The organism is Myxococcus sp. NMCA1, assembly GCF_026810205.1.
Taxonomy (GTDB): Bacteria; Myxococcota; Myxococcia; order Myxococcales; family Myxococcaceae; genus Myxococcus; species Myxococcus xanthus_A.
Genome location: NZ_CP113950.1, coordinates 4976833 through 5001866, shown reverse-complemented (window position 1 = coordinate 5001866; position 25034 = coordinate 4976833). Strand labels below are relative to the sequence as shown.

General features: G+C 70.4%; 2 protein-coding genes. Both read left to right on the top strand.

Annotated features, from left to right (window positions below):
- The first annotated feature begins 2 nt into the window (after nt 1–2).
- Nucleotides 3–11345 carry a non-ribosomal peptide synthetase/type I polyketide synthase gene (locus OZ403_RS20650; protein WP_268784888.1) on the top strand — a complete coding sequence of 3781 codons (11343 nt, stop codon included), beginning with the start codon at nt 3–5 and terminating at the stop codon, nt 11343–11345.
- Nucleotides 11342–24922 (top strand): amino acid adenylation domain-containing protein, encoded by a 13581-nt coding sequence (locus tag OZ403_RS20645; RefSeq protein WP_268781528.1) that lies wholly within the window; start codon nt 11342–11344, stop codon nt 24920–24922. The genes OZ403_RS20650 and OZ403_RS20645 overlap by 4 nt, the downstream gene beginning before the upstream one ends.
- Nucleotides 24923–25034: the final 112 nt, after the last annotated feature.

The window sequence follows — 25034 nt, the reverse complement described above, 5'->3', positions numbered from 1 at the left end:
CCATGAGCGAGAACAACGGCAGCGCGGGTAGCGACATCGCCATCATCGGCATCGCCAGCCGGTTCCCCGGGAGCGCGGACGCGCGGGCCTTCTGGCGCAACCTCCGCGAAGGCGTGGAGTCCATTTCCCGCGTGCCCGCCGAGGCGCTGGAGCCTTCTCCGCTGATGTCCGAGGCGGTGCGCCATCATCCGGACTTCGTGCCGGTGGCCGCGGAGCTGGAAGGCGGCGACCGCTTCGACGCGGCCTTCTTCGGAATGGCCCCTCGCGAGGCGGAGTGGATGGATCCGCAGCAGCGCGTTTTCCTGGAGTGTGCCTGGACGGCGCTGGAGGACGCGGCGCTCGACCCGGAGCGCTTCGCGGGGAAAATCTCGCTCTACGCGGGCGCGAGCGCATCCCTGCACGGCCTGGCGATGTTGGGGCAGGGGAACCTGGACCCGGCCTCGTTCTACGAGCTGATGAGCACCTCCGCGGAGAACCTGGCGACGCGGGCGTCCTTCAAGCTGGGCCTGCGGGGCGAGAGCCTGTCCCTCTACACCGCCTGCTCCACGGGACTGGTGGCCGTCCACATGGCCTGCCAGAGCCTGCTGATGCGCCAGTCGGACGTGGCGCTGGCGGGCGCGGTGCGCCTGGCGATGCCGCAGCGCTCGGGCTACCTGTTCCAGGAGGGGATGATCCTGTCGCCGGACGGGCACTGCCGCGCGTTCGACGCGCGCGCGGCGGGAACGGTGCCGGGCAACGGCGTGGCGGTGGTGGTGCTCAAGCCGCTGGAGGACGCGCGCAGGGACGGTGATCGCGTGTACGCGGTCATCCGCGGCTCCTCCATCAACAATGACGGTGGCCTGAAGGTGGGCTACACGGCGCCCAGTGTCGAGGGGCAGGCCGACGTCATCGGCGAGGCGCTGGCCTTCGCGGGCCTGGACGCGGGCGACATCGGCTACGTGGAGGCGCACGGCACGGGCACTTCGTTAGGAGACCCCATCGAGGTCGCGGCGCTCACGCGGGCGTACCGGCGGCACACGGACCGGAAGGGGTACTGCGCGCTGGGGTCGGTGAAGCCGAACGTCGGCCACCTGGACACGGCCGCAGGTCTGGCGGGGCTCATCAAGGTCTCGCTGGCCCTGGCGCACGAGGAGCTTCCGCCCACGCTCCATTTCGAGCGGCCGAATCCCGCCATCGACTTCGCGAACAGCCCGTTCTTCGTCGTCGACCGTTTGCGGCCATGGCCCCGCGGCCCGGTGCCTCGCCGCGCGGGCGTCAGTTCGTTCGGAATCGGAGGGACGAACGCGCACGCGGTGCTGGAGGAAGCGCCGCTTCCGGAGCCTGCCTCGCCCAGTGTCCGGCCCACCCAACTGGTGACGCTGTCGGGCCGCTCAGCGGAGGCCCTGGACGCCGCGGTGCGGGAACTGGCTGCCTGGCTGGAGGCCGCGCCGACCGACGTGGCGCTGGAGGACGTGGCCTTCACGCGCAACGTGGGCCGCCGTGCCTTCGAGCACCGGCGGGCCTTCGTGGCGAAGGACCGCGCGGAGTTGCAGGCGAAGCTGCGCGGCCCGGGGAAACCCCAGGTCGTGGAGAACCTCGTGGCGGCACGCGAGCAGGGCGTAGCCTTCCTGTTCCCGGGCCAGGGCGCGCAGACGGTGGGCATGGGACGCGCGCTTCACGCAGCGGAGCCCGTCTACCGTGAGGCCCTGGAGGCCTGCCTGGAGGGGCTGGGGGCCCGGTTGGGGGCGGCGGTGCGTGACGTGCTGTTTCCCTCGCCTGGCGCCGAGGCCGCCGCGGAGCAGGCGTTGGCCGACCCGGGCATCGCGTTGCCCGCCCTGTTCGCCGTGGAGTACGCGCTGGCGCGTCAGTGGGAAGCGTGGGGCGTGCGCCCGCGTGCGCTGCTGGGGCACAGCTTCGGCGAATACGTGGCGGCCTGCCTCGCGGAGGTCCTGCCGCTGGAGGATGCGCTGGCGCTGGTGTCGGCGCGGGGCCGTCTGATGGCGCGGATGCCACCCGGAAGCATGACGGCGGTGGCTTGCGCGGAAGAGGTAGTTCGTCCGCTGCTGACGGGGGCGTTGTCGCTGGCCGCCGTGAATGGGCCGGACCGGTGCGTGGTGTCCGGGCCCTCGGGGGACGTAGAGGCATTGGAGCGCGAGCTGAGCGCGCGGGGCGTGGGCGTGCTGCGGCTGCCCGCGCGGCATGCGTTCCACTCGGCGGCGGTGGAGCCGGTGATGGAGGAACTGCGGCGCGTGGTCGCGGGCCTGCGCCTGTCTCCGCCCCAGCGTCCGTACGTCTCCAGCGTCACCGGGACGTGGATTCGCCCGGAGGAGGCGACGGACCCGGATTACTGGCTGCGCCAGATGCGGGCGCCGGTGCGCTTCGGGGACGGACTGGAGACGCTGAAGGCGGACGGGTGCGAGGTGTTCCTCGAAGTCGGCCCGGACCAGGCGCTGACCGCCCTGGCGAGGCTGGGGCTTCGAGGACGTCGAGGACGTGCCGTGGCCTCGCTGCCTCGGGCGGGCTCGGCCCTGGATGCACACGCCGCGTTGATGGAGGCGCTTGGAACGGTGTGGGCGCAGGGGCTCGCCATTGACTGGCAGCGCGTCTACGCGCACGAGTCACGCCAGAAGGTGGCGCTGCCCACCTATCCCTTCCAGCGGCAGACCTTCCGGACCCCGCTGCCCACCTCGGTGGTGGCCCGGCCGGAGACGTCCTCGGCGGTGGCGGAGCGCCTCGCGGAAGCCGGAGACGCGCCCGACCTGGCGGCGCCAGCGGATCAGGTCGGGGCCCACACGGACGTGGAGCGCAAGGTGCTGGCCATCTGGCGCGAGCGACTGGGCCGAACCGACTTCGGCATCCACGACGACTTCCTGGAGCTGGGTGGCAACTCGCTGATGGCGGCGCAGTTGTTGACCCGCTTGCGGGAGGCGTTCCCTGTCTCGCTCCCCCTGAGTGACGTCTTCGACGCGCCCACGGTGGCGGGCATTTCGGCCCGCATCCAGGCGCGGCTGGGCACGCCGGGGACGGCGTCCACGGACCCGGTCCTTCCTCCACTGGTCCGCATCCCGCGTGGCGGAGCGTTGCCGCTGTCCGTGGTGCAGGAGCGCATCTGCGCGCTGGAGCAGGCCATTCCCGGCAACCCGGCCCTGAACATGTATGTGGTGCTGCGGCTGCATGGGGCGCTGGACGTGGCGCTGCTGGAGCGGGGACTGGAGGCGGTGGCACAGCGCCACGAGGCGCTGCGCACGTCCTATCCGCGTGGCGAAGGCGCTCCGAGTGTCCGCATCGCCCCGGAGCTGAAGCTGTCGCTCTCCGCCGAACCGCTGGACCCCGCGGCGTGGCAGCCGCGGGTGCACGACGAGGTGGCCCGGCCGTTCGACCTGGAGCACGGGCCGGTCGCCCGCGCCCGGCTCTGGCGATTGGCGCCGGAGGAGCATCTGCTGGCCGTCACCGTGCACCACGTGGTGTGTGACACCTGGTCGCTGGTGGTGCTCGCGAAGGAGCTGGGGGACCACTACACCGCCTTCATGCAGGGGCGGCCGTTGGCGCTGTCCACCTTGCCCGTGCAGTACGTGGACTACGCGGCCTGGCAGCAGCTGGCGCTGAAGAACGGCGCGTTCGCTTCCCAGGTCGCGGCCTGGCGCGGGCGTCTGGCGGCGTTCCCGCGTCCGCTCGAGCTGCCGGTGGACCGGCCGCGGGGGGAGGGGCCCGCGCTCCGTGGCCAGTGCTTGCGCGTGGGCTTCTCGCGCGCGCTCTCGGCGTCGGTCCAGGCGTTCGCGCAGCGAGAGGGTGCCACGCCGTTCATGGTGCTGTTGGCATCCTGGAAGGCGCTGCTGTCGCGCTGGACGGGCCGTGATGACGTCGTGGTGGGGACGCCCATTGGCAACCGGAGCCGGCCGGAACTGGAGCCGTTGATCGGCTACGTGGCGCACTCCGTCCCGTTGCGGACGGACCTGTCCGGGGACCCGCCATTCAAGGAACTGGTGGCGCGCGTGCGCGAGGTGATGATGGAGGCCTACGCGCACCCCGACGTGCCGTATGAGTCGCTGGTGCGGGAGATCGAGCCCGCGAAGGACACCGGCCGCGGCCGGGTCTTCGACTCGATGTTCGTGCTGCACAGCCGGTTCAATCTGAACCTGGAGCTGCCGGGTCTGCGCATGAGCCTGGCGGAGCTCGAGAACGGTCCACCCGAGTTCGGCACCGTCCTGTCGGACCTGTCCGTGGGCCTGGGCGAGCATGAGCACGGCTTCTCCGGTACCGTCGACTACGCGGAGGAGCGCTTCGAGCGGGACACCGTGGAGCGGATTGTGGCGCACTGGACCACGCTGCTCGAAGCGGCGGTGGCGGAGCCCGGCCAGGCCCTCTCCGCGCTGCCGCTGGAGCACGCACGGGCCGGTCAGGCGCTGGCCTCGGAGCCCGCGGCTTCCGCGTCGGCGGTGACGCCAATCGCGGCGCTGCTTCGGGCTCGCGCCATGACGGACGCGTCCCAGGTGGCGATGACAGCGCCGGACGGGCGGGGCGTGACATGGGGCGAGCTGCAAGGGGCCGCGGGGCGCCTGTCCGCCGTGCTGTCGGACCGCGGCGTGGGGCCCGAGGCGCTGGTGGCGGTGTGCTTGGAGCCGTCGGTGGAGCGCGTGGTCGCGCAGTGGGCGGTCCAGGAGACGGGCGCGGCCTACGTCCTGCTGTCCGTGCCGCGGTTGATGGAGTTGCCGGACCTCGCGCCTCCAGGCGCGCCGCCTCCGCTGCTGTTGACCCACGCGAAGGTCCGCACGGGTGTGCCCCTGGAGGCCGCGCGCGTCCTCCATGTGGAGACGGTGCTCGCGCAGGCAGGAGATTCAGTCCAAGGCACCCCAGGGGAGCCTCGGCGGGCTTCCGCCTCGGGCATGGTCTGCCTCGAGCCGTGGACAGGGCCGCGGGGCGAGCCGCTCCGGGCCATCCACACACACCGCACCGTGGCGGAGCTGTTTGGCCGTCTGGACGCGGATGCGACCCCGGAGGGAGGCGTCTGGCTCGCGGCGGAGGAGCCGCAGGTGCCCGGCACCGGGCTGGAGGTCCTCTGGGCCCTGACACGTGGGCTGCGGGTGGTGCTGCCCGCGGAGCGCGCGCGCTTCACGCCGGTGGTCGCTGGCGCGGAGCCTGCTCGACGGCACCTGGACTTCAGCCTGTCGTTCTTCGCCAACGACGAGGACTCGTTGGGCGGCCGCAAATACCGCCTGCTGCTGGACGCCGCGAAGTTCGCGGATGCGAATGGCTTCTCCGCGGTGTGGACGCCGGAGCGGCATTTCCATGCGTTCGGCGGCCTGTACCCGCGGCCGGCGGTGGTGGGCGCGGGGGTGGCCACGGTGACGCAGCGCCTGGGCATCCGCGCGGGAAGCGTGGTGCTGCCGCTGCACGACCCCATCCTCGTCGCGGAGGAGTGGGCCGTGCTGGACAACCTGTCCGATGGCCGCGTGGGCGTGTCCTTCGCTTCGGGCTGGCACGCGAATGACTTCGTGTTCGCGCCGGACCGGTACGCGCGCCGGAAGGAGGTCATGCACCGAGGCCTCGAGGAGGTGCGCACCCTGTGGCGAGGCGGGACGGTGCGCCGGCGCAACGGCGCGGGCGAGGAAGTGACGCTCTCACTGCGGCCACGCCCGGTGCAGCAGACGCTGCCCATCTGGCTCACCGCGGCCGGAAACCCGGAGACCTTCCGGCTGGCGGGCGAGCTGGGGGCCTACGTGCTCACCAACCTGATGGGCCAGCACCTGGAGGACCTGGAGGGGAAGGTGGCGCTGTACCGCGACGCCTGGCGGCAACATGGCCATGCGGGACGGGGACACGTGAGCTTGATGCTGCATGCGTATCTCGGCGACGACCCGGCCGAGGTCCGGCGTAGGGCGCGCCAGCCGCTGCTCGACTACTTCCGCAGCTCCGTGGACATCGCCGCGGGCTTCATGGCCGGCATGGGGCTCGACATGGACCCCCGTTCGCTGACGCCCGCGGACATGGATGCGCTGCTGGCGCACGGCGTGGAGCGGTACGTGGAGAGCGGCGGCCTCTTCGGTACGCCGGACTCCTGCGGTCCCATGGTGGAGCGTGTCCAGCGGCTCGACGTGGATGAAATCGCCTGCCTGGTGGACTTCGGCGTCGAGGTGGAGGCGACCCTGGAGGGGTTGCGGCACCTCGATGCCTTGCGCGGTCGCCATTCCCCGGAGCCCGGACTCGCGGTCCCCATGCCGTCGCTGCGGGAAGGCCCGGGCGCGGCGGAGGCCCTGCTGGCGCTCGTGCGCGAGGCGGGCATCACCCACCTGCACTGCACCGCGGCGCTGGCGCGCTCGATGCTGACGCTGCCCGACGCGGCGGAGGCGCTCCGGCCCGTTCGCCACGTCTGGCTCGAAGGCGCGTCCGAAGAGGCGGCGGCATCCCTGGCGCGTGCCATGCCCTGGCGTGTCGCGCACCGGCAGCCGGACCTGGGCTTGGGGGCCTGGGCGTTCGCCGACGAGCCGGGAGCTGCCTCGCGCTGGGACGTCGTGGATGGGCGCGGCCAGCCCGTGCCGGTGGGCGTCATCGGTGAGCTGGTGGTGAAGGGCGCGGGCGTGCCACGTGGGCTCTGGAACGCGCCGGACTCCACCCCGGTGCGCATCCTTGTCGGAAGCACGGATGACGCGAGACGGATGGCCACGGGCCGGCGTGCGCGGCGTAAACGGGATGGCTCGCTGGAGCTGTTGCCCGCCCTGCCTGTTCCGGAGGGCAGGCCGATACCACCGAAGGCGATGGGCTCTCGGGAAGGCGTGGCGAAGAAGCCCGAGGCGCCCACGCCCATCACCCGGGTCCCCCGGGGCCGTCCGCTGCCGCTGTCCTTCGCGCAGCAGCGGCTCTGGTATCTGGATCGGCTGGAGCCGGGCAACGTCGCCTACAACAACGCCGTCGCGTTCACCGTGAGCGGTGCCCTGGATGCCGCGGCCCTGGAGCGGGCGTTGAACGCGGTGGTGCGCCGGCATGAGGCACTGCGGACCACGTTCTCCATGGAGGGCACCGCGGCGGTGCAGACCATCGCGCCGTCGCTGGAGGTCTCCATCTCCCTGGAGGCGGCGGAGGGCGCCAGTGCAGAGGACGTCGCCCGCTGGACGCGTGAAGAGGCGCGCCGTCCCTTCGACCTGGAGCGGGGACCGCTGCTCCGCGCGACCTTGCTGCGGTTGGGAAGTACCGAGCACGTCCTGCTGATCACGCTGCACCACATCATCTCGGACGGCTGGTCCGCGGGCGTGATGGGGCACGAGATGGCTCGGCTGTACGAGGCCGAGCTGACGGGTCGGCCTACCTCCTTGCCCGCCCTGTCGGTGCAGTACGCGGACTACGCGCTCTGGCAGTTGGAGCAGATGCGAGGCTCCGCCCTGAAGGCCGAACAGGCGTGGTGGCGCGACGTGCTGGCGGATGTCCCCGTGCTCCAACTGCCCGTGGACCGTCCGCGTCCTCCGTTGCAGACGCACGAGGGTGAGCAACTGCCCTTCGCTGTTCCGAAGTCCCTCACCGACGCCCTGGTGGCGATGGGGCGGAAGGAGGGTGCCACCCCCTTCATGGTGCTGATGGCCGCGTGGCAGGTCCTGCTGCATGCGTACACCGGGCAGGACGACTTCGCGGTGGGCACGCCGGTGGCGGGCCGCGACCGGCCCGAAGTCGAGCCGTTGATTGGCTGCTTCATCAACTCCATGGCCCTGCGCGCCGACCTGTCCGGCGACCCCTCGTTCGCGGAGGTCCTGGGGCGGGTGCGAAGAACGGCGCTGGACGCGTTCGCGCACCAGGAGGTGCCCTTCGAGAAGCTGCTGGAGGTGCTGCACGCGCCGCGCGACCTCAGCCACACGCCCGTCTTCCAGACGATGCTGATTCTGCACAACACGCCCGCCGCGGCGTTGTCCCTCGTCGGGCTCCAGCTTCACAGCCGTCCCGTGCATGCGGGTGCGACCAAGCTGGACCTCGCGCTGGAAGTCACCGAGTCGCCCGAGGGGCTGCGAGGCAGCATCGAGTACAACACCGGGCTCTTCGACGCGGAGACCATTGCCCGGCTGTCGGGCTCGCTCCTCCGGTTGCTGGAGGCCGCCGCCGGCAGACCGGAAGTCCGGCTGTCCCAGCTCGACCTGCTGGACCGCGCGGATCGAAACCGGTTGCTCGTGGAGTGGAATCCCGAGCCCACGGCAGGGCACCTTCCGGCGGACACGTTGCCTTCGCGGTTCCTGGCCCAGGTGGCACGGACGCCGGACCGGGTGGCGGTGGAGGATGGCGTCCGGACGCTCACGTATCGCGAGGTGGAGGTGCTGTCGGGGCGGCTGGCCCGGCACCTCGTGTCGCGAGGCGTGAAGCGGGGTGACATCGTCGCGCTCGCGGTGTCGCAGCCGGCGGACGTGGTCGCGGGGCTGATGGGCGTGACTCGGGCGGGGGCGGCCGTGGTGGTGCTCGACGTGGACCACCCGGGGGAGCGTCTGTCCGGCATCCTCGCGGACACACGGGCCCAGGCGCTGGTCGTCTCCGAGTCGTGCCGTGCGCGGGTTCCCTCGCGCGAGGGGCTGACGGTCATCGCCCTGGATTCCCTGCCCGAGGCGTCCGAGGACGTGCGCGGCCTTCCGGAGGGGATGGACGCGGCGTGTGTCGTCTACACCTCCGGCTCCACCGGCCGGCCGCGTGGCGTGGTGCTGGAGCACCGGCACCTGGTGGCCGCGACACAGGCCCGCGCCGACGTGTACGGCGAGCCGGGGGTGGTGATGTCCCTGGCACCTTTCACCTTCGACGCTTCGCTCGCGGGACTGCTGTGGTCCTTGTTCGGAGGCGGCACGCTGCGCTACCCGGACGCCGAGGAGCATGGGGACCCGCGCCGACTCGCCGAGCGGATCGCGCGTTCACACGTCACGCACCTCGTCTCCGTGCCCTCGCTCTACGGGCAGATACTGGCGGCGGCGCCGGTGGGAGGGCTGACGCGCTTGCGCGCGGTGAGCGTGGGAGGCGAGCCGTGTCCCGTGGAGTTGACGCGGGCGCATCATGAGGCGTTGCCTGCGGTGTCCCTGTTCAACGAGTACGGCCCCACGGAAGCCACCATCTGGAGCACGGTGCACCGGGTGCGTGTGGACGAAGAGGGGCGCGTGCCCATCGGGCGCGCGGTGCCTGGGGCCCGCGTGTACCTGCTGGACGCGCACCGCAGGCTGGTGCCGCGGGGCGCACCGGGCGAGCTGTACGTGGGCGGCGCGGCCGTGGCGCGAGGCTACCTGGGCCAACCTGGCCTCACGTCCGAGCGCTTCGTGACGGACCCCTTCGACGGCCACTCCGGCGCGCGCATGTACCGCACGGGCGATGTGGCGCGCTGGCGGGCGGACGGGACGCTGGAGTTCATCGGCCGCGTGGACCATCAGGTGAAGGTGCGGGGCTTCCGCATCGAGCCGGGTGAGGTCGAAGCCGCGCTGCTCGCGCATCCGGCGGTGAAGGAGGCCGTCGTCGTCGCGCGTGAGGATGCGAAGGGGCCGAAGCGCCTGGTCGCCTACGGGGTGCTCGCGACGGAGGGGCCGGGTGAGAAGCCAGACGCACAGGCCCTGAAGGAGTGGGTGCGTTCGCGCTTGCCGCCGTACATGGTCCCCGCGGCCTTCGTCGCGATGGACGCGCTGCCGCGCACCCGGCACGGCAAGGTGGACCGCCGGGCGTTGCCCACACCGGACCCGGCATCCGCGGCGGCGCCGGCTGCGCCTCATTCGGAGGTGGAGGCCACGCTGGTGTCGCTCTGGCGGGAGGTGCTGAGCGTCGAACGCGTGGGCATCCACGACGACTTCTTCGAGCTGGGGGGCGACTCCATCCTGGGACTGCAGATCGTCACCCGCGCGCGCGCACAGGGCATCGAGCTGTCCCCGAAGCAGCTCTTCCAGAACCCGACGGTGGCGCGGCTCGCCTCGGTCGCGGGAACGCGCCTGGCGGTGCAGGCCGAGCAAGGCCCCGTCGTGGGGCCGGTGGCGCTGACGCCCATCCAGCACTGGTTCTTCGAACTGGGGCTGGAGGCGCCACACCACTGGAACATGTCCCTGCTGCTGGAGGCGAGAGCCTCCCTGGACGCCGCCTTGCTGGAGCGCGCGCTGGCACACCTGCTGGCGCATCATGACGCGCTCCGGCTGTGCTTCGCGCGCGGGGAGGACGGCTGGCACCAGGCCATCTGCGAGCCAGGAGCGCGCGTCACGGTGGCGCGCGTGGACCTGTCCACCGTGCCGGAGGCGGAGCGCCCCGCGGCACTGTCGCGGCACGCGGAGGCGGCGCAACGCGCGCTGCGGCTGGACGGGCCGCTCGTCCAGGCCGTGTTGCTGGAGTGGGGCACGGGCCACCCCTCGCGGTTGGTGCTGGTGGTCCATCACCTCGTGGTGGATGCGGTGTCCTGGCGCATCCTCCTGGAGGACCTGGCGGCGGCGTACACGCGGCTCGCGGCGGGGGACGCCGTGGTGCTGCCCCCGAAGACGACTTCGTTCCAGGCGTGGGCCCGTGGCCTGGAGTCGCTGGCGCGATCGCAGGCGCTCATGGCGGAGCGGGCCTGGTGGCTGGAGCGGCCCTGGCGCGAGGCCTCCCGGCTGCCCGTGGACTTCACGGGGGGCCTCAACACGGAGGCCACCGCGAGCACGGTGCAGGTGACGCTGGAGCCAGAGCAGACGCGCGCGTTGCTGCAGGATGTCCCGAAGGCCTGGCACACGCAGCCTCAGGAGCCCCTGCTGACGGCGCTGGCGCAGGCACTGACCGCGTGGGCGGGAGGGGCTGTCGCGCTGGTGGACGTGGAGGGGCACGGACGGGAAGAGGTGCTTCCGGGCGTGGATGTATCTCGCACGGTGGGCTGGTTCACCCGGGTGTTTCCCTCGCTGCTGGACCTGCGGGGGGCGACGGGGCCGGGCGAGGCACTTCGCGCCGTGAAGGAGGGGCTGCGTGCCGTGCCGTCACGAGGCATGGGGTGGGGGCTGCTCCGCTACGTGTCGAGGGACGCGGCGCTGGCGGCATTGCCGTTGGCGGAGGTGGGCTTCAACCACCTGGGGCAGCTCGACGGCGCCGTGGGCGAGGGGGCTCCCTTCTTGCTCGCACCCGAGACGGCGGCCCTGCGGCAGCGAGCCCCGAGCGCGCGTCGGCCATACCTGCTCGATGTGACGGGCATGGTGCGTGACGGGCGGCTGGTGGTCCTCTGGACTTTCAGCGAGGCGGTGCACCGCCGTGAGACGGTGACGCGTGTCGCCGAGGACTTCCTCGCGCGCCTCCAGGCGCTGCTGCACGCATCGCGGGCGCCGGATGCGGGAGGGCACTCGCCCTCCGACTTTCCGCTCGCGAAGGTGAAACAGGCGCAGCTCGACAAGCTGGCCGCACGGTTTGGAAAGAAGACGCGATGAGCGACAACATCGAGGACCTGTACCCCCTGTCGCCGTTGCAGGGCGGCATGCTGTTCCATGCCATCGCCGAGCCCGGCCGGGGTCTGTACTTCAACCAGCTCGTCTGCGAGCTGCGCGGCCACCTGGACGTGGAGGTCTTCACCCAGGCGTGGAACACGGTCGTCGCGGCGCACCCGGTGCTGCGCACGGCGTTCGTCTGGGACGACGTGGACGAGCCGATGCAGGTCGTTCTGCGCGAGGTGGACCTGCCGGTCCGCATCGAGGACTGGCGCGACCTGTCGCCCGAAGCACGCGAGTCCCGGCTGGACGCCTTGCTGGCCCAGGACCGTCGCGAGGGCTTCGACCTGTCCTGGGCGCCGTTGGTGCGCCTGGCGCTGCTGCGCATCGGCGATGACGCGCATCGCTTCGTCTTCAGCCATTCCCACCTGATTCTGGACGGCTGGTCCGTGCCGCTGGTGATCCGCGACGTCCTCGCTCTGTACGAGGGCGCGTGCGCGGGGAAGCAGCCTCGCATCGCGGCGCCTCGGCCGTATCGGGACTACATCGGCTGGCTGGGCGAGCAGGACCTGGCGGTGTCCGAGGCGTTCTGGAGGCAGGCGCTCGAAGGCTTCGACGCGCCCACGAATCCTCGTGTCGAGCCCGGTGGCGGGGAAGGGAAGGGCAAGGGTTCGCGGGAGCTGTTCCTGTCGGAAGCGCTCACCTCGGAGCTGAGCCGCTTCGCGCGGAGGCAGGGGCTCACGCTGCACACGCTGGTGCAGGGGGCCTGGGCCTTGGTGCTCGGTCACCTGTGCGGGGCGGAAGATGTCGTCTTCGGCACCACTGTCTCCGGACGTCCCCCGGGACTTGCGGGCGTGGAGGACATGGTCGGGTTGTTCATCAACACCCAGCCCGTGCGAGTGCGGCTGCCTCCAGATGCGTCGTTCGGGCCCTGGCTGCGGCAAATCCAGGAGATGCAGGTGGAGGCGCGGCAGCACGAGCACGCGCCGCTGGTGAAGGTCCAGCGCTGGAGCGGTGTGCCCGCTGGCACCTCGCTCTTCGAGACGCTGGTCGTCTTCGAGAACTACCCGCTGGATGCCGAACTCACGTCCTCCGCCAGGGCCTTGGCGGTGGGGGATATTCGCGCGGTCGAAGCGGACCACTTCCCGCTGACGCTCATCTCGACGAACGGCTCCCGGCTTCCGCTGTGCTTGCGGTACGACCGGGCGCGCTTCACAGCGGCCTTCGCGGATGCACAGCTCGAACGAATTCGCCTCGTGCTGGAGGCGATGGCGGCGAGGCCCGACGGCGCTTTGGGGACGCTGTCTCTGCTCTCCGAGCCCGAGCGTCACCAGGTGCTCGTGGCGTGGAACGGCACGCGCACCGGCTTCGCGGCCTGGGCCAGCGTGCAAGAGCGCTTCCTGGCGCAGGTCGCGCGCAACGCGGACACGCCAGCCGTCCAGTGCGAGGAGGAGGTGGTGACGTACGGAGCGCTGGAAGCGCGTGCCAATCAGCTCGCGCACCAGCTGAGAGGGCAGGGCGTGGGGACGGACGTGCCCGTGGCGCTGTGCCTGGAGCGAGGTGTGGAGTGGGTGGTGGGGATGCTCGGCATCCTGAAGGCAGGGGGCGCCTACGTGCCGCTGGACCCCTCGCAGCCAGAGTCCCGGCTGCGGATGCTGGTGGAAGAAGTTGGCGCGCCGGTGGTGGTGACGCAGGCGCGATATGCCGCGATCTTCGAAGGGACCCGCGCGCGCCGGGTGATGGTGGAGGGAGAGGCCGCGCTGCTGGATCGGTGGCCGTCAGCGGCACCGCCGCTCGTGGCGGTGCACCCGGAGCAGCTGGCGTACGTGCTGTTCACGTCAGGAAGTACCGGGCGGCCCAAGGGGGTGGCGGTCACACACGGTCAGCTGGCGAATTATGTGCAAGCGGCCATTGAGAGGTTGGGGTTGGCCGACTGCGCCAGCTTCGCGCTGGTGTCGACGCTGGCGGCGGACCTGGGGAACACGGTGCTGTTCCCGGCGCTGTGCACCGGGGGGCTGCTGCATGTGTTGACGCAGGAGCGAGCGAGTAGTCCGACGGGCGTGGCGGAGTACTTCGAGCGGCACGGGGTGGACTGCGTGAAGCTGGTGCCCTCGCACCTCGCGGCGCTGATGAGCGGTGCGGAGCCGAGGCAGGTGCTGCCGAGGAAGCGGCTGGTGTTGGGCGGGGAGGCGGCGTCGTGGAGCCTGCTGGAGCAGGTGCATGCGCTGGCGCCCGGGTGCGAGGTGTACAACCACTACGGCCCGACGGAGGCGACGGTGGGCGTGTTGGCGGGGCGCGTGGAGTTGCCGCGTCGGCCGACGTCGCCGGCGGCGGTGCCGCTGGGGCGGCCGATGGGGAACACGCGGGTGTACGTGCTGGATGGGAGCCTGCGTCCTGTGCCGGTGGGAGTGGCGGGGGAGCTGTACGCGGGAGGCGCCCAGGTGACGCGAGGGTACCTGGGGCATCCGGAGCTGACGGCGGAGCGGTACGTGCCGGACCCGTACGGCGGGGAGCCTGGAGCGAGGATGTACCGCACGGGAGACAAGGTGCGGTGGTTGGCGGACGGGCGTTTGGAGTTCATCGGCCGGGTCGACTTCCAGGTGAAGGTGCGAGGCTTCCGGGTGGAACCTGGGGAAGTGGCGGCGGTGCTCAGAGCGCATCCCGAGGTTCGGGACGCGGCGGTGGTGGCGCGCGAAGACGTGCCCGAAAACAAGCGCCTGGTGGCATATGCCACGCCCGCCTCGCAGCCAGCGCCTGACACGGCGGCGCTGCGCGCGTTCCTCCAGCAGCGGCTTCCTGGGCACATGGTGCCGTCGGCGCTGGTGTTGCTGGACGCCCTGCCGTTGACACCCAATGGCAAGGTGGACTGGCGCGCGCTGCCGCCGCCAGCGCTGCCCGAAGAAGCAGCGCGAGTCTTCGAGGGGCCGCGCAACGCGAAGGAAGAGACACTCACGGCCATCTGGGCGCAGGTGCTCGACCGGCCGCGGGTGGACATCCACGAGAACTTCTTCGAGCTGGGTGGCGACTCCATCATCGCCATCCAGGTCGTCTCGCGGGCCGAGCAGGCGGGGCTGCACCTCCGGATGAAGCAGCTCTTCGACCACCCGACCGTGGCGGGGCTGGCGGCGGTGGCGGGGGATGCCCCTCCCGTCGATCCCCAGCTCACGGAGGAGCCTCCGGACGGGTCCGCTTCCGGCTTTCCGTTGTCAGGTCTCTCCCCGGAGGGCCTGGAGGCATTCTCCAAGAGGCTGGCCGCGCACGGTTACTACTTGGAGGACATCGAGGACCTGTACCCGCTGTCACCGCTCCAGCATGGAATCTTGATCTCCCATCTCCAGGAGAGCGAGACCCAGCCGTACTTCAATCAGATCTCCTTCGAGGTCGAAGGCCCACTGGATGAGCGCGCCTTCGTGGAAGCGTGGCGGCAGGCCGCCGATCAGTACGCCATCCTCCGGACCGCGTTCTTCTGGGAGGGGCTGGACACGCCGCTCCAGGCGGTGATGCGCGAGGTGCTGCCTCCCGTCGACGTCGAGGACTTGCGCCACCTGTCCGAGGCCGACCAGAAGGCCCGACTGGCCGCGTTCTTCGAGGAGGATCGCCGAAGGGGGCTGGTGCTCACCCGCGCGCCCGGCTTCCGGCTGACGATGCTTCGCACGGGAGCGCGTGTGTGGCGCGTGGTGTTCAGCCTGACGCACCTGTTGCTGGACGGGTGGTCCACACAGGTGGTGCTGCGGGAAGTCCTCACCCGGTATGAGGCGCTGCGGCGAGGCGTGACGCTGGCACGAAGCGCCGTGCGGCCGTACCGCGACTACATCGCGTGGCTGGGGCGTCAGGACCTGGGCGCCGCCCGGGACTTCTGGCGCGCCGCGCTGGCGGGGTTCACGGAGCCCACCCGCTTGGAGCTCGGAGGGGCGCCGCGTGATGTGACGCTCCTGGGTGAAGTGCTGCTCCGGATGAGCGCGGAGGAGACGGCGGCACTGGAGGCCTTCTCGCGCCAGCAGGGCGTCACGGGAGGCACGCTGTTGCAAGCGGCCTGGGCGCTGTTGCTGTGGCGCTATACCGGAGAGGACGACGTCCTGTTCGGGTTGACCGTCTCCGGCAGGCCCCCGGAGCTTGCCGGCATCGAGGCGATGGTGGGCTTGTTCATCAACGCCATCCCCGTGCGAGTACACCTGTCCGCGTCGAGCCCCGTGGGCCCCTGGCTGAAGGAGTTGCAAGCCTGGCTCCAGGAGGCGAGGCAGTACGAGACGTCACCCCTGGTGGAGGTGCGCCGCTGGAGTGAGGTTCCTCCTGGCTCCGCGTTGTTCGAGAGCCTGGTCGTCTTCGAGAACTACCCCCGGGATGCGGGCCTCACGACGATGTCGGACGAGCTGGTGGTTCGCGATCCGTACATCGTCGAGGTGGACTCACATCCGGTGACGATGATGGCTGTCCCCGGGCGTGAATGGCAGCTGCGCCTGACCTACGACGCCAGGCGCTTCGACGCGTCGGCGGCAAAGCGGATGGTGGAGCAGGCCCGCCAGATCCTGCGCGATCTGTGTGGTTCGGAGCGCCGGACCTTGTCGGAGCTGTCGTTGATGTCAGCCGAGGAGCGGCGCCGCTTGGTGGAGGAGTGGAGCGGGCGACGTGAGGAGTACCCGAGAGACGCATCGCTGGCGGAGTTGTTTGAAGCGCAGGTGAAGAGGACACCGGGCGCGGTGGCGGTGGAGTGGGCAGGGCAGCAGGTGAGTTACGAGGCGTTGAATCGCCGAGCAAACCAGTTGGCGCACCACTTGAGGGGAATGGGAGTGGGCCCCGAGGTACGAGTGGGTTTGTGCGTGGAGCGCTCGTTGGAGTGGGTGGTGAGCGCGCTGGGGATTCTGAAGGCGGGTGGAGTGTACGTGCCGCTGGACGCGAGCTACCCGCTGGAGCGGCTGGGGTGGATGAAGCGGGAGGCTGGGGTGGCGCTGCTGGTGGCGCAGGAGCGGCTGGCGGACGAGGTGGCTGCGGGTGGTGAGCTGGTGGTGAGCGTGGACACGGAGTGGGACACGCAGATTGCCAGGCAGCCGGAGACAAACCCGGTGCCGGGAGTGGGAGGGGGCAACCTGGCGTACGTGATGTTTACGTCGGGAAGCACGGGGAAGCCGAAGGGGGTGGCGGTGCCGCAGCGAGCGGTGACGCGACTGGTGGTGGGAAGCGGCGTGGCGGACTTCGGCCCGGAGGAGGTGTGGCTGCAATTGGCACCGACGGGCTTCGACGCGTCGACGTTGGAGGTATGGGGCGCGCTGCTGCACGGGGGGAAGCTGGTGGTGTACCCGGAGGGGCCGCTGGAGTTGGAGGCGCTGGGGCGGAGGCTGAAGGAGGCGGGAGTGACGTCGCTGTGGCTGACGGCGGCCCTCTTCGAGCAGATGCAGGCGTACCAGCCAGAGGCGCTGAGTGGAGTGAGGCAGGTGCTGGCGGGAGGAGACGTGCTGGCGGTGGGGCGGGTGAGGGAGAGGGTGAGGGGAGGGGGCGTCCTCATCAACGGGTACGGGCCGACGGAGGGGACGACCTTCACGACAGTGCACCGCGTAGCGGAGGAGGACGTGGGGGTGACGGTGCCCATTGGGAAGCCGGTGGGGAATACGCGGGTGTACGTGCTGGACGAAGGAATGAGGCCGGTGCCGGTGGGGGTGAGGGGGGAGTTGTACGTGGGAGGGGAGGGGCTGGCGGAGGGGTACGTGGGGAGGCCGGAGTGGACGGCGGAGCGCTTCGTGCCGTCGCCATTTGGGGACGGAGAGCGGGTGTACCGGACGGGGGACGAGGTGAGGTGGCAGGAGAGTGGGCTGCTGGAGTTTCTGGGGCGTCGGGACGCGCAGGTGAAGGTGAGGGGGTACCGGATTGAGTTGGGGGAGGTGGAGGAGGCGCTGAAGCAGCACGCGCAGGTGAAGGAAGCGGTGGTGAGGGGAGAGGGGCAGGAGAAGCGGGTGGAGGCGTACGTGGTGGCGCCAGGGGGAGAGGGAGGGGCGCTGAAGGAGTACGTGAGGCAGAAGTTGCCGGAGTACATGGTGCCGTCGGTGGTGGTGGTGCTGGAGGCACTACCGCTGACGCCCAACGGCAAGGTCGACCGCAAGGCACTGTTGGCCTCTGAAGCGGGGCCTTCCGAGCCGCGTCAGCACATCGAGCCGCGTACGGTCACCGAGCAGCGGCTGAGCATCATCTGGTGTGAAGTGCTGGGCATCGAGCGGGTGAGCGCGGACGCTGACTTCTTCGAGTTGGGCGGGCACTCGTTGCTGGCCACGCAGCTCATCGCGCACATCCGCTCCGCCTTCGGCGTGGAGTTGCCCCTGCGCACGCTCTTCGCGTCACCTGCTCTCGAAGGGCTCGCGCTGCGAATCGAGGAGTCGGCGCGGGAAGCGGCGGCGCCGAGCGTGCCAGCGCTGACCCGGGTACCTCGCATGGGCGCATTGCCCGTGTCGTTCGCCCAGCAGCGGCTCTGGTTCATCGACCAGCTCCACCCGGGCAGTGCCAGCTACAACGTCCCCATCGTCCTCCGAATCGAGGGCTCGCTCGATGTGGACGCGTTGCAGCGCGCGTTCTCCGCGCTGGTGGCGCGCCATGAGTCGCTGCGCACCACGTTTGCCTCCCACGAGGGCCAGCCTGTCCAGGTCGTTCATCCGGCCATGGACGTCCAGCTCGCCTTCGAGGACTTGAGCGCGCTGCCGGAAGCGGAACGCGAGGCGGAATTCCGCGCGCGTGCGACGCGAACAGCTCTGCGGCCGTTTCATCTGGAGCGCGGCCCCCTGGTGCGCGTGGGGCTGTCGCGGCTGTCGCCGGACGTGCACACCCTGGTGCTGGTGCTGCATCACATCGTCTCGGATGGCTGGTCGCTGGGTGTGCTGGTCCGCGAGGTGGGCGCGCTCTATGCGGCCTTCCTCGAAGGACGGTCGCCCGGGTTGCCGGAGCTGCCCGTGCAGTACGCGGACTACGCGGTATGGCAGCGGCAATGGCTGAGCGGGGCCGTGCTGGAGACACAGCTCGACTGGTGGCGGCAGCAGCTGTCTGGCGCGCCTCCTCATTTGGAGCTGCCCACCGACAAGCCCAGGCCGGCGACGTTGTCGCACCGTGGGGCATGGGTGCCGGTGCGGTTGCCACGGCCGATGAGCGACGCTGTGACGGCGCTGGCCCATGCCGAGGGAGCCACGCCCTTCATGGTGCTGCTGGCGGCCTTCCAGCTTCTGTTGTCGCGCTACTCGGGGCAGGAGGACGTGCTGGTGGGCTCGCCCATCGCGGGGCGCCGGTACGAAGAGACCGAGGGGCTCATCGGCTTCTTCGTCAACACCCTGGTTCTCCGCGCCCAGGTCCAGCCCCATGCCACCTTCCGCGAGCTGCTGGCGCAGGTGCGTGAGCGCACACTGGGGGCCTACGATCATCAGGACCTTCCCTTCGAGAAGCTCGTGGAGGACCTGCAACCCGAGCGGAACCTGGGGCGCAGCGCGCTCTTCCAGGTCCTCTTCGTGTTGCAGAACGCCCCGGTGGGGCCGTTGACGCTGCCCGCGCTGACCGTGAAGCCGATGGGGTTGATTGACAAGGAGGCGGCCCGCTTCGAGCTCTCGTTGAGCCTGGGGGAGACACCACGGGGGTTCGAGGGCTTGCTCCAGTTCAGCACCGACCTCTTCACGGAGGCCACGGCGGAGCGGATGGTGTTCCACCTGGAGCAGGTGCTGAAGGCCGTCACCACGCGGCCCGAATCGCGCCTGTCCGAGATACCGCTGCTGACCGATGCCGAGCGTCATCAGGTGCTGGTGGAATGGAACGGATCGGTCCAGGCTCTCCGGTGGGAGGCTGTCCACCGGTGCGTCGAGCACCACGCGGAGCGGACGCCGGAGGCTCCCGCGGTGCGGTGCGAGGAGCGGGAGCTGACGTACCGCCAGTTGGAGGCGCAGGCCAACCAGGTGGCGCACCAGTTGAGGGGAATGGGGGTGGGCGCGGAAGTGCCAGTGGCGCTGTGCCTGGAGCGTGGCGTGGAGTGGGTGGTGGCGATGCTGGGGATCCTGAAGGCGGGAGGCGCATACGTGCCGCTGGACCCCTCGCAGCCCGTGTCCCGCCTGCGCGCGCTGGTGGAAGAAGTGGCTGCGCCGGTGGTGGTGACGCAGGCTCGGCATGCGGCGACTTTCGAGGGGCTGTCGGCGCGCCGGGTGGAGATGGATGGAGACGCGGCGCGGCTCGAGGCGCAGCCGACGGAAGCGCCGCGGGTAGAGGTGCAACCCGAGCAGCTGGCGTACGTGCTGTTCACGTCCGGAAGCACGGGGCGGCCCAAGGGCGTGGCGGTCACACACGCGCAGCTTGCGAACTACGTGGAAGCGGCGAATGCGCGGCTGCGGTTGGCGGAGTGCACACGCTTCGCGCTGGTGTCGACGTTGGCGGCGGACCTGGGAAACACGGTGCTGTACGCGGCGCTGTGGACGGGGGGACTGCTGCATGTGCTGACGCAGGAGAGGGCAAGCAGCGCGGCGGGCGTGGCGGAGTACTTCCAGCGGCATGGGGTGGAGTGCTTGAAGGTGGTGCCCTCGCACCTTGCGGCGCTGATGAGTGGCGTAGCGCCCGGGCAGGTGCTGCCGACGAAGCGGCTGGTGGTGGGAGGCGAGGAGGCCTCGTGGAGCCTGCTGGAGCAGGTGGCGGCGTTGGCGCCCGGGTGCGAAGTGCACAACCACTACGGCCCGACGGAGACGACGGTGGGTGTGCTGGCGGGGCGCGTGGAGCTGCCGCGTCGAGCGGAGTCACCCGCGGCGGTGCCGCTGGGACGGCCGATGGGCAACACGCGGGTGTACGTGTTGGACGGGAGCCTGCGTCCCGTGCCGGTGGGCGTGGGGGGAGAGTTGTACGTGGGAGGGGCGCAGGTCACGCGAGGGTACGTGGGGCGCCCGGAGTTGACGGCGGAGCGGTACGTACCGGACCCGTACAGTGGGGAGGCTGGAGCGAGGATGTACCGCACGGGAGACAAGGTGCGGTGGTTGGGGGATGGGCGACTGGAGTTCATCGGGCGGACGGACTTCCAGGTGAAGGTGAGAGGGTTCCGGGTGGAGCCCGGAGAAGTGGCGGCGGTGCTCAGAGCGCATCCCGACGTCCAGGACGCGGTGGTGATCGCGCGAGAAGAGGTGCCTGGCGACAAACGGCTGGTGGGCTACGCCGTTCGTACGGCCCGGGCTGCTCCGGACATCGCGGCCCTCAAGGACTTCCTCCAGCAGCGGCTTCCTGGGCACATGGTGCCGTCAGCGCTGGTGGTACTGGAGACATTGCCGCTGACGCCCAATGGCAAGGTGGACTGGCGCGCGCTGCCCGTGCCGGACGTGTCGGCGCGTGGCTCGGCTCCCGCCTATGATGCGCCGGCTTCCCCCATGGAAGAGACGCTGGCCGCTGTCTGGGCCCACGTCTTGCGGATGGAGCGGGTGGGCCGGCAGGACGACTTCTTCGCGTCGGGTGGACATTCGCTACTGGCCACGCAGGTGGTGGCGCGCGTGCGTGCGGTCCTGGGCGTAGAGGTCCCGCTACGTGCCCTCTTCGAGGCGCCCACCTTGAGGTCCTTTGCCCAGCAGGTGGAGCAGGCGACTCGAAGCCAGACGCTGCCCGCGCTGCGTCCGATGCCTCGGGGGGACCGGGTGCCGCTGTCATTCGCGCAGCAGCGACTGTGGTTCCTGGATCGGCTGAAGCCGGGCGGCACTGAGTACAACGTACCGTATGTGCTGCGGGTGGATGGCCCCCTGGATGTGTCTGTCCTGGAGCGAGCCTTCTCGGAGTTGGTGCGCCGTCATGAAGTCCTGCGGACGGCCTTCCCGGATGAGGGCGGAGCACCTGTCCAGCGCATCGCTTCGCCATCGCCGTTCCACCTCTCCGTGGTGGAGTTGGGCGCCCAGGATGAGTCCGAGGTACGGCACCGGGTGCGCGCGGAAGTCGACCGCTCATTCGAGCTCGCGCGTGGGCCGCTGCTACGCCCCCTGCTGTTGAAGCAGTCCGAGCAGGCGCACGTCCTCGTGCTGCTATTGCATCACATTGTCTCGGACGGCTGGTCCGCGAGCGTGCTACTTCGGGAGTTGGCGGCGCTCTACGACGCTTTCTCGCAAGGGCTGCCGTCACCATTGCCGGAGCTGCCCGTGCAGTACGCGGACTACGCGCTCTGGCAGCGCGAGTGGTTGAAGGACGAGGTGCTGGAATCGCAGGTTCGCTACTGGCGCGAGGCACTGGCGGGCGCGCCGCGATTCCTGGACCTCCCCTCGGACAGGCCTCGCCCCGCGGTGCAGACCTTTCGAGGCGGAGTCCTGCGGCAGATGTGGCCGAAGGCGCTGTGGCAGCAAGTGGAGTCGACCGCGCGGCGAGAAGGGGCCACGCCGTTCATGGTGCTGCTGGCGGCGTATCAGACGGTGTTGTGGCGGCTCTCGGGGCAGGACGACATCAGCGTGGGTTTCCCCATCGCGGGTCGCACGCAGGCGGAGACGGAGGGGCTCATCGGCAACTTCGCCAATACCCTGGTGCTGAGGACTCGCGTACGTCCCGAGCTTTCCTTCCGGGACATGTTGGCGCAGGTGCGTGAGGTGACCCTGGGCGCCTATGCGCACCAGGACGTCCCGTTTGAGAAGCTGGTGGAGGCATTGCAGCCGGAGCGGGACCTGAGTCGCAGCCCGTTGTTCCAGGTGTCCCTGACACTTCAGAACACGCCTGCGCCCGAAGTGAAGCTGCGACAGGGATTGTCGCTGACGGTGATGGACGCGCGGATTCAGACGTCGAAGTTCGACCTGTCGATGTTCGTCGTCGAGCTGCCGGAAGGTGCCGCCGCGTCAGTCAATTACAACAGCGACCTGTTCGACGCGAAGACGGCGGAGCGGCTGCTGAAGCAGGTGTCGGTGCTGCTGGAGGCCGCGGTCGCGAATCCGGAAACGCGCCTGGGCGAGCTGCCATTGATGCCAGCCACCGAGCGTCTGCGCTTGGTGGAGGAGTGGAGCGGGCGGCGAGAGGAGTACCCGAGGGAGGCGTCGCTGGCGGAGCTGTTTGAAGCGCAGGTGGAGAGGACACCGGGGGCGGTGGCGGTGGAGTGGGCGGGGCAGCAGGTGACGTACGGGGAGTTGAATCGCCGAGCGAACCAGTTGGCGCACCACCTGAGGGGGATGGGGGTAGGCCCCGAGGTACGAGTGGGTTTGTGCGTGGAGCGCTCGTTGGAGTGGGTGGTGAGCGCGCTGGGGATTCTGAAGGCGGGGGGCGTGTACGTGCCGCTGGACGCGAGCTACCCGCTGGAGCGGCTGGGGTGGATGAAGCGGGAGGCTGGGGTGGCGCTGCTGGTGGCGCAGGAGCGGCTGGCGGACGAGGTGGCCGCGGGTGGTGAGCTGGTGGTGAGCGTGGACACGGAGTGGGACACGCAGATTGCCCATCAGCCGGAGACAAACCCGGTGCCGGGAGTGGGAGGGGGCAACCTGGCGTACGTGATGTTTACGTCGGGAAGCACGGGGAAGCCGAAGGGAGTGGCGGTGCCGCAGCGAGCGGTGACGCGACTGGTGGTGGGAAGCGGCGTGGCGGACTGCGGCCCGGAGGAGGTGTGGCTGCAATTGGCACCGACGGGCTTCGACGCGTCGACGCTGGAGGTATGGGGCGCGCTGCTGCACGGGGGGAAGCTGGTGGTGTACCCGGAGGGGCCGCTGGAGTTGGAGGCGCTGGGGCGGAGGCTGAAGGAGGCGGGAGTGACGTCGCTGTGGCTGACGGCGGCCCTCTTCGAGCAGATGCAGGCGTACCAGCCAGAGGCGCTGAGTGGAGTGAGGCAGGTGCTGGCGGGAGGAGACGTGCTGGCGGTGGGGCGGGTGAGGGAGAGGGTGAGGGGAGGGGGCGTCCTCATCAACGGGTACGGGCCGACGGAGGGGACGACCTTCACGACAGTGCACCGGGTAGCGGAGGAGGACGTGGGGGTGACGGTGCCCATTGGGAAGCCGGTGGGGAATACGCGGGTGTACGTGCTGGACGAAGGAATGAGGCCGGTGCCGGTGGGGGTGAGGGGGGAGTTGTACGTGGGAGGGGAGGGGCTGGCGGAGGGGTACGTGGGGAGGCCGGAGTGGACGGCGGAGCGCTTCGTGCCGTCGCCATTTGGGGACGGAGAGCGGGTGTACCGGACGGGGGACGAGGTGAGGTGGCAGGAGAGTGGGCTGCTGGAGTTTCTGGGGCGTCGGGACGCGCAGGTGAAGGTGAGGGGGTACCGGATTGAGTTGGGGGAGGTGGAGGAGGCGCTGAAGCAGCACGCGCAGGTGAAGGAAGCGGCAGCGGTGGTGAGGGGAGAGGGGCAGGAGAAGCGGGTGGAGGCGTACGTGGTGGCGCCAGGGGGAGAGGGAGGGGCGCTGAAGGAGTACGTGAGGCAGAAGCTGCCGGAGTACATGGTGCCGTCGGTGGTGGTGGTGCTGGAGGCACTGCCGCTGACGCCCAACGGCAAGGTCGACCGCAAGGTATTGGCTGCTCACAACCTGCGGTCGCACGTTGCCAATGAAGCCTTCGCCGAGCCGCGCACGGCCACCGAGCACGCGCTGGCGGGCATCTTCTCGGAGGTGCTGGGCGTGCCACGTGTCGGTCTTCATGACGACTTCTTCGAGCTGGGAGGCCATTCGTTGTTGGCAACCCAGGTCGTGGCGCGTGTCCGCACGGAGCTTGGCGTGGACATGCCGCTGCGTGCCCTCTTCGAGGCGCCAACGGTGTTGCGGCTCGCGGTTTGGTTGCAAGGCTCGGATACGGAAGGGGCCACGCGTGACTGTGTGGCATTGCAGCCCGAAGGTGCCGGCACGCCTGTCTTCCTCGTGCACGCCGTCGGCGGCGCTGTGGGGCCGTATCGTGCGCTGGCTCGGCGCATGGGACGCGAGCGGCCTCTCTACGGCTTCCAGGCCGCGGGGCTCGATGGACGCGAGCCTCCTCTTGAGCAGGTGGAGGCGCTCGCCCGTCGCTACGTGGAGGCGATGCGCGAGCGTCAGCCCGAGGGCCCCTATGTGCTGGGCGGCTGGTCCCTGGGTGGCGTGGTGGCGTTCGAGATGGCGCGCGAGCTGGAGCGTCAGGGGCAGTCCGTGGCGCTCCTGATGCTGCTGGACAGCTTCGCTCCCGACGAGAACGCGCCTACGCGGGAACCCGATGCGGCGTTGTTGCTCGCGGGAATGGCCATGGACCTGGCACGGACGGCAGGTGCCGAGTCCACCCTACGTCCCGAGGCGCTCTCGGGCCTGACCGACGAGGAGCAATTCGCCGTCGTCGTCGAGCACGCGCGACAGGCAGGATGGCTGCCTCCCGAGATCGAGGCGTCAACGCTCCGCGCCTGGCGTGACGTGACCCGAGCGAACCTGCGGGCGTTGGCGGCCTACCGCCCCGGTCCCGTTCGGTGCCCCGTGCTGCTGCTGCGCGCGAAGGATGCGCAACGCTCCCAGGCCGTGGAGCCGTCCCACGGATGGGCTCGCTGGGTGCCATCAGGGCTCGCCGTGGAGGACGTTCCCGGAGACCACTACAGTGTGCTCCGGGATCCGCGGGTGGAGACGCTGGCGCGCCGCCTTGTCGAACACGTCGGCGCCGCCAATGGACGGCACGAGGCAGCGGGGCAGCAACGCGAGGGGTGAGCGAGGACCCCGCCTGAATGGCAGAGCCCGATGTACCGCTCACCTATGAATGGCGAGCCATCCATCATGAGGTCCGGTGGATGGCCTGGAGCATGTCACGGGACGCTGCGGC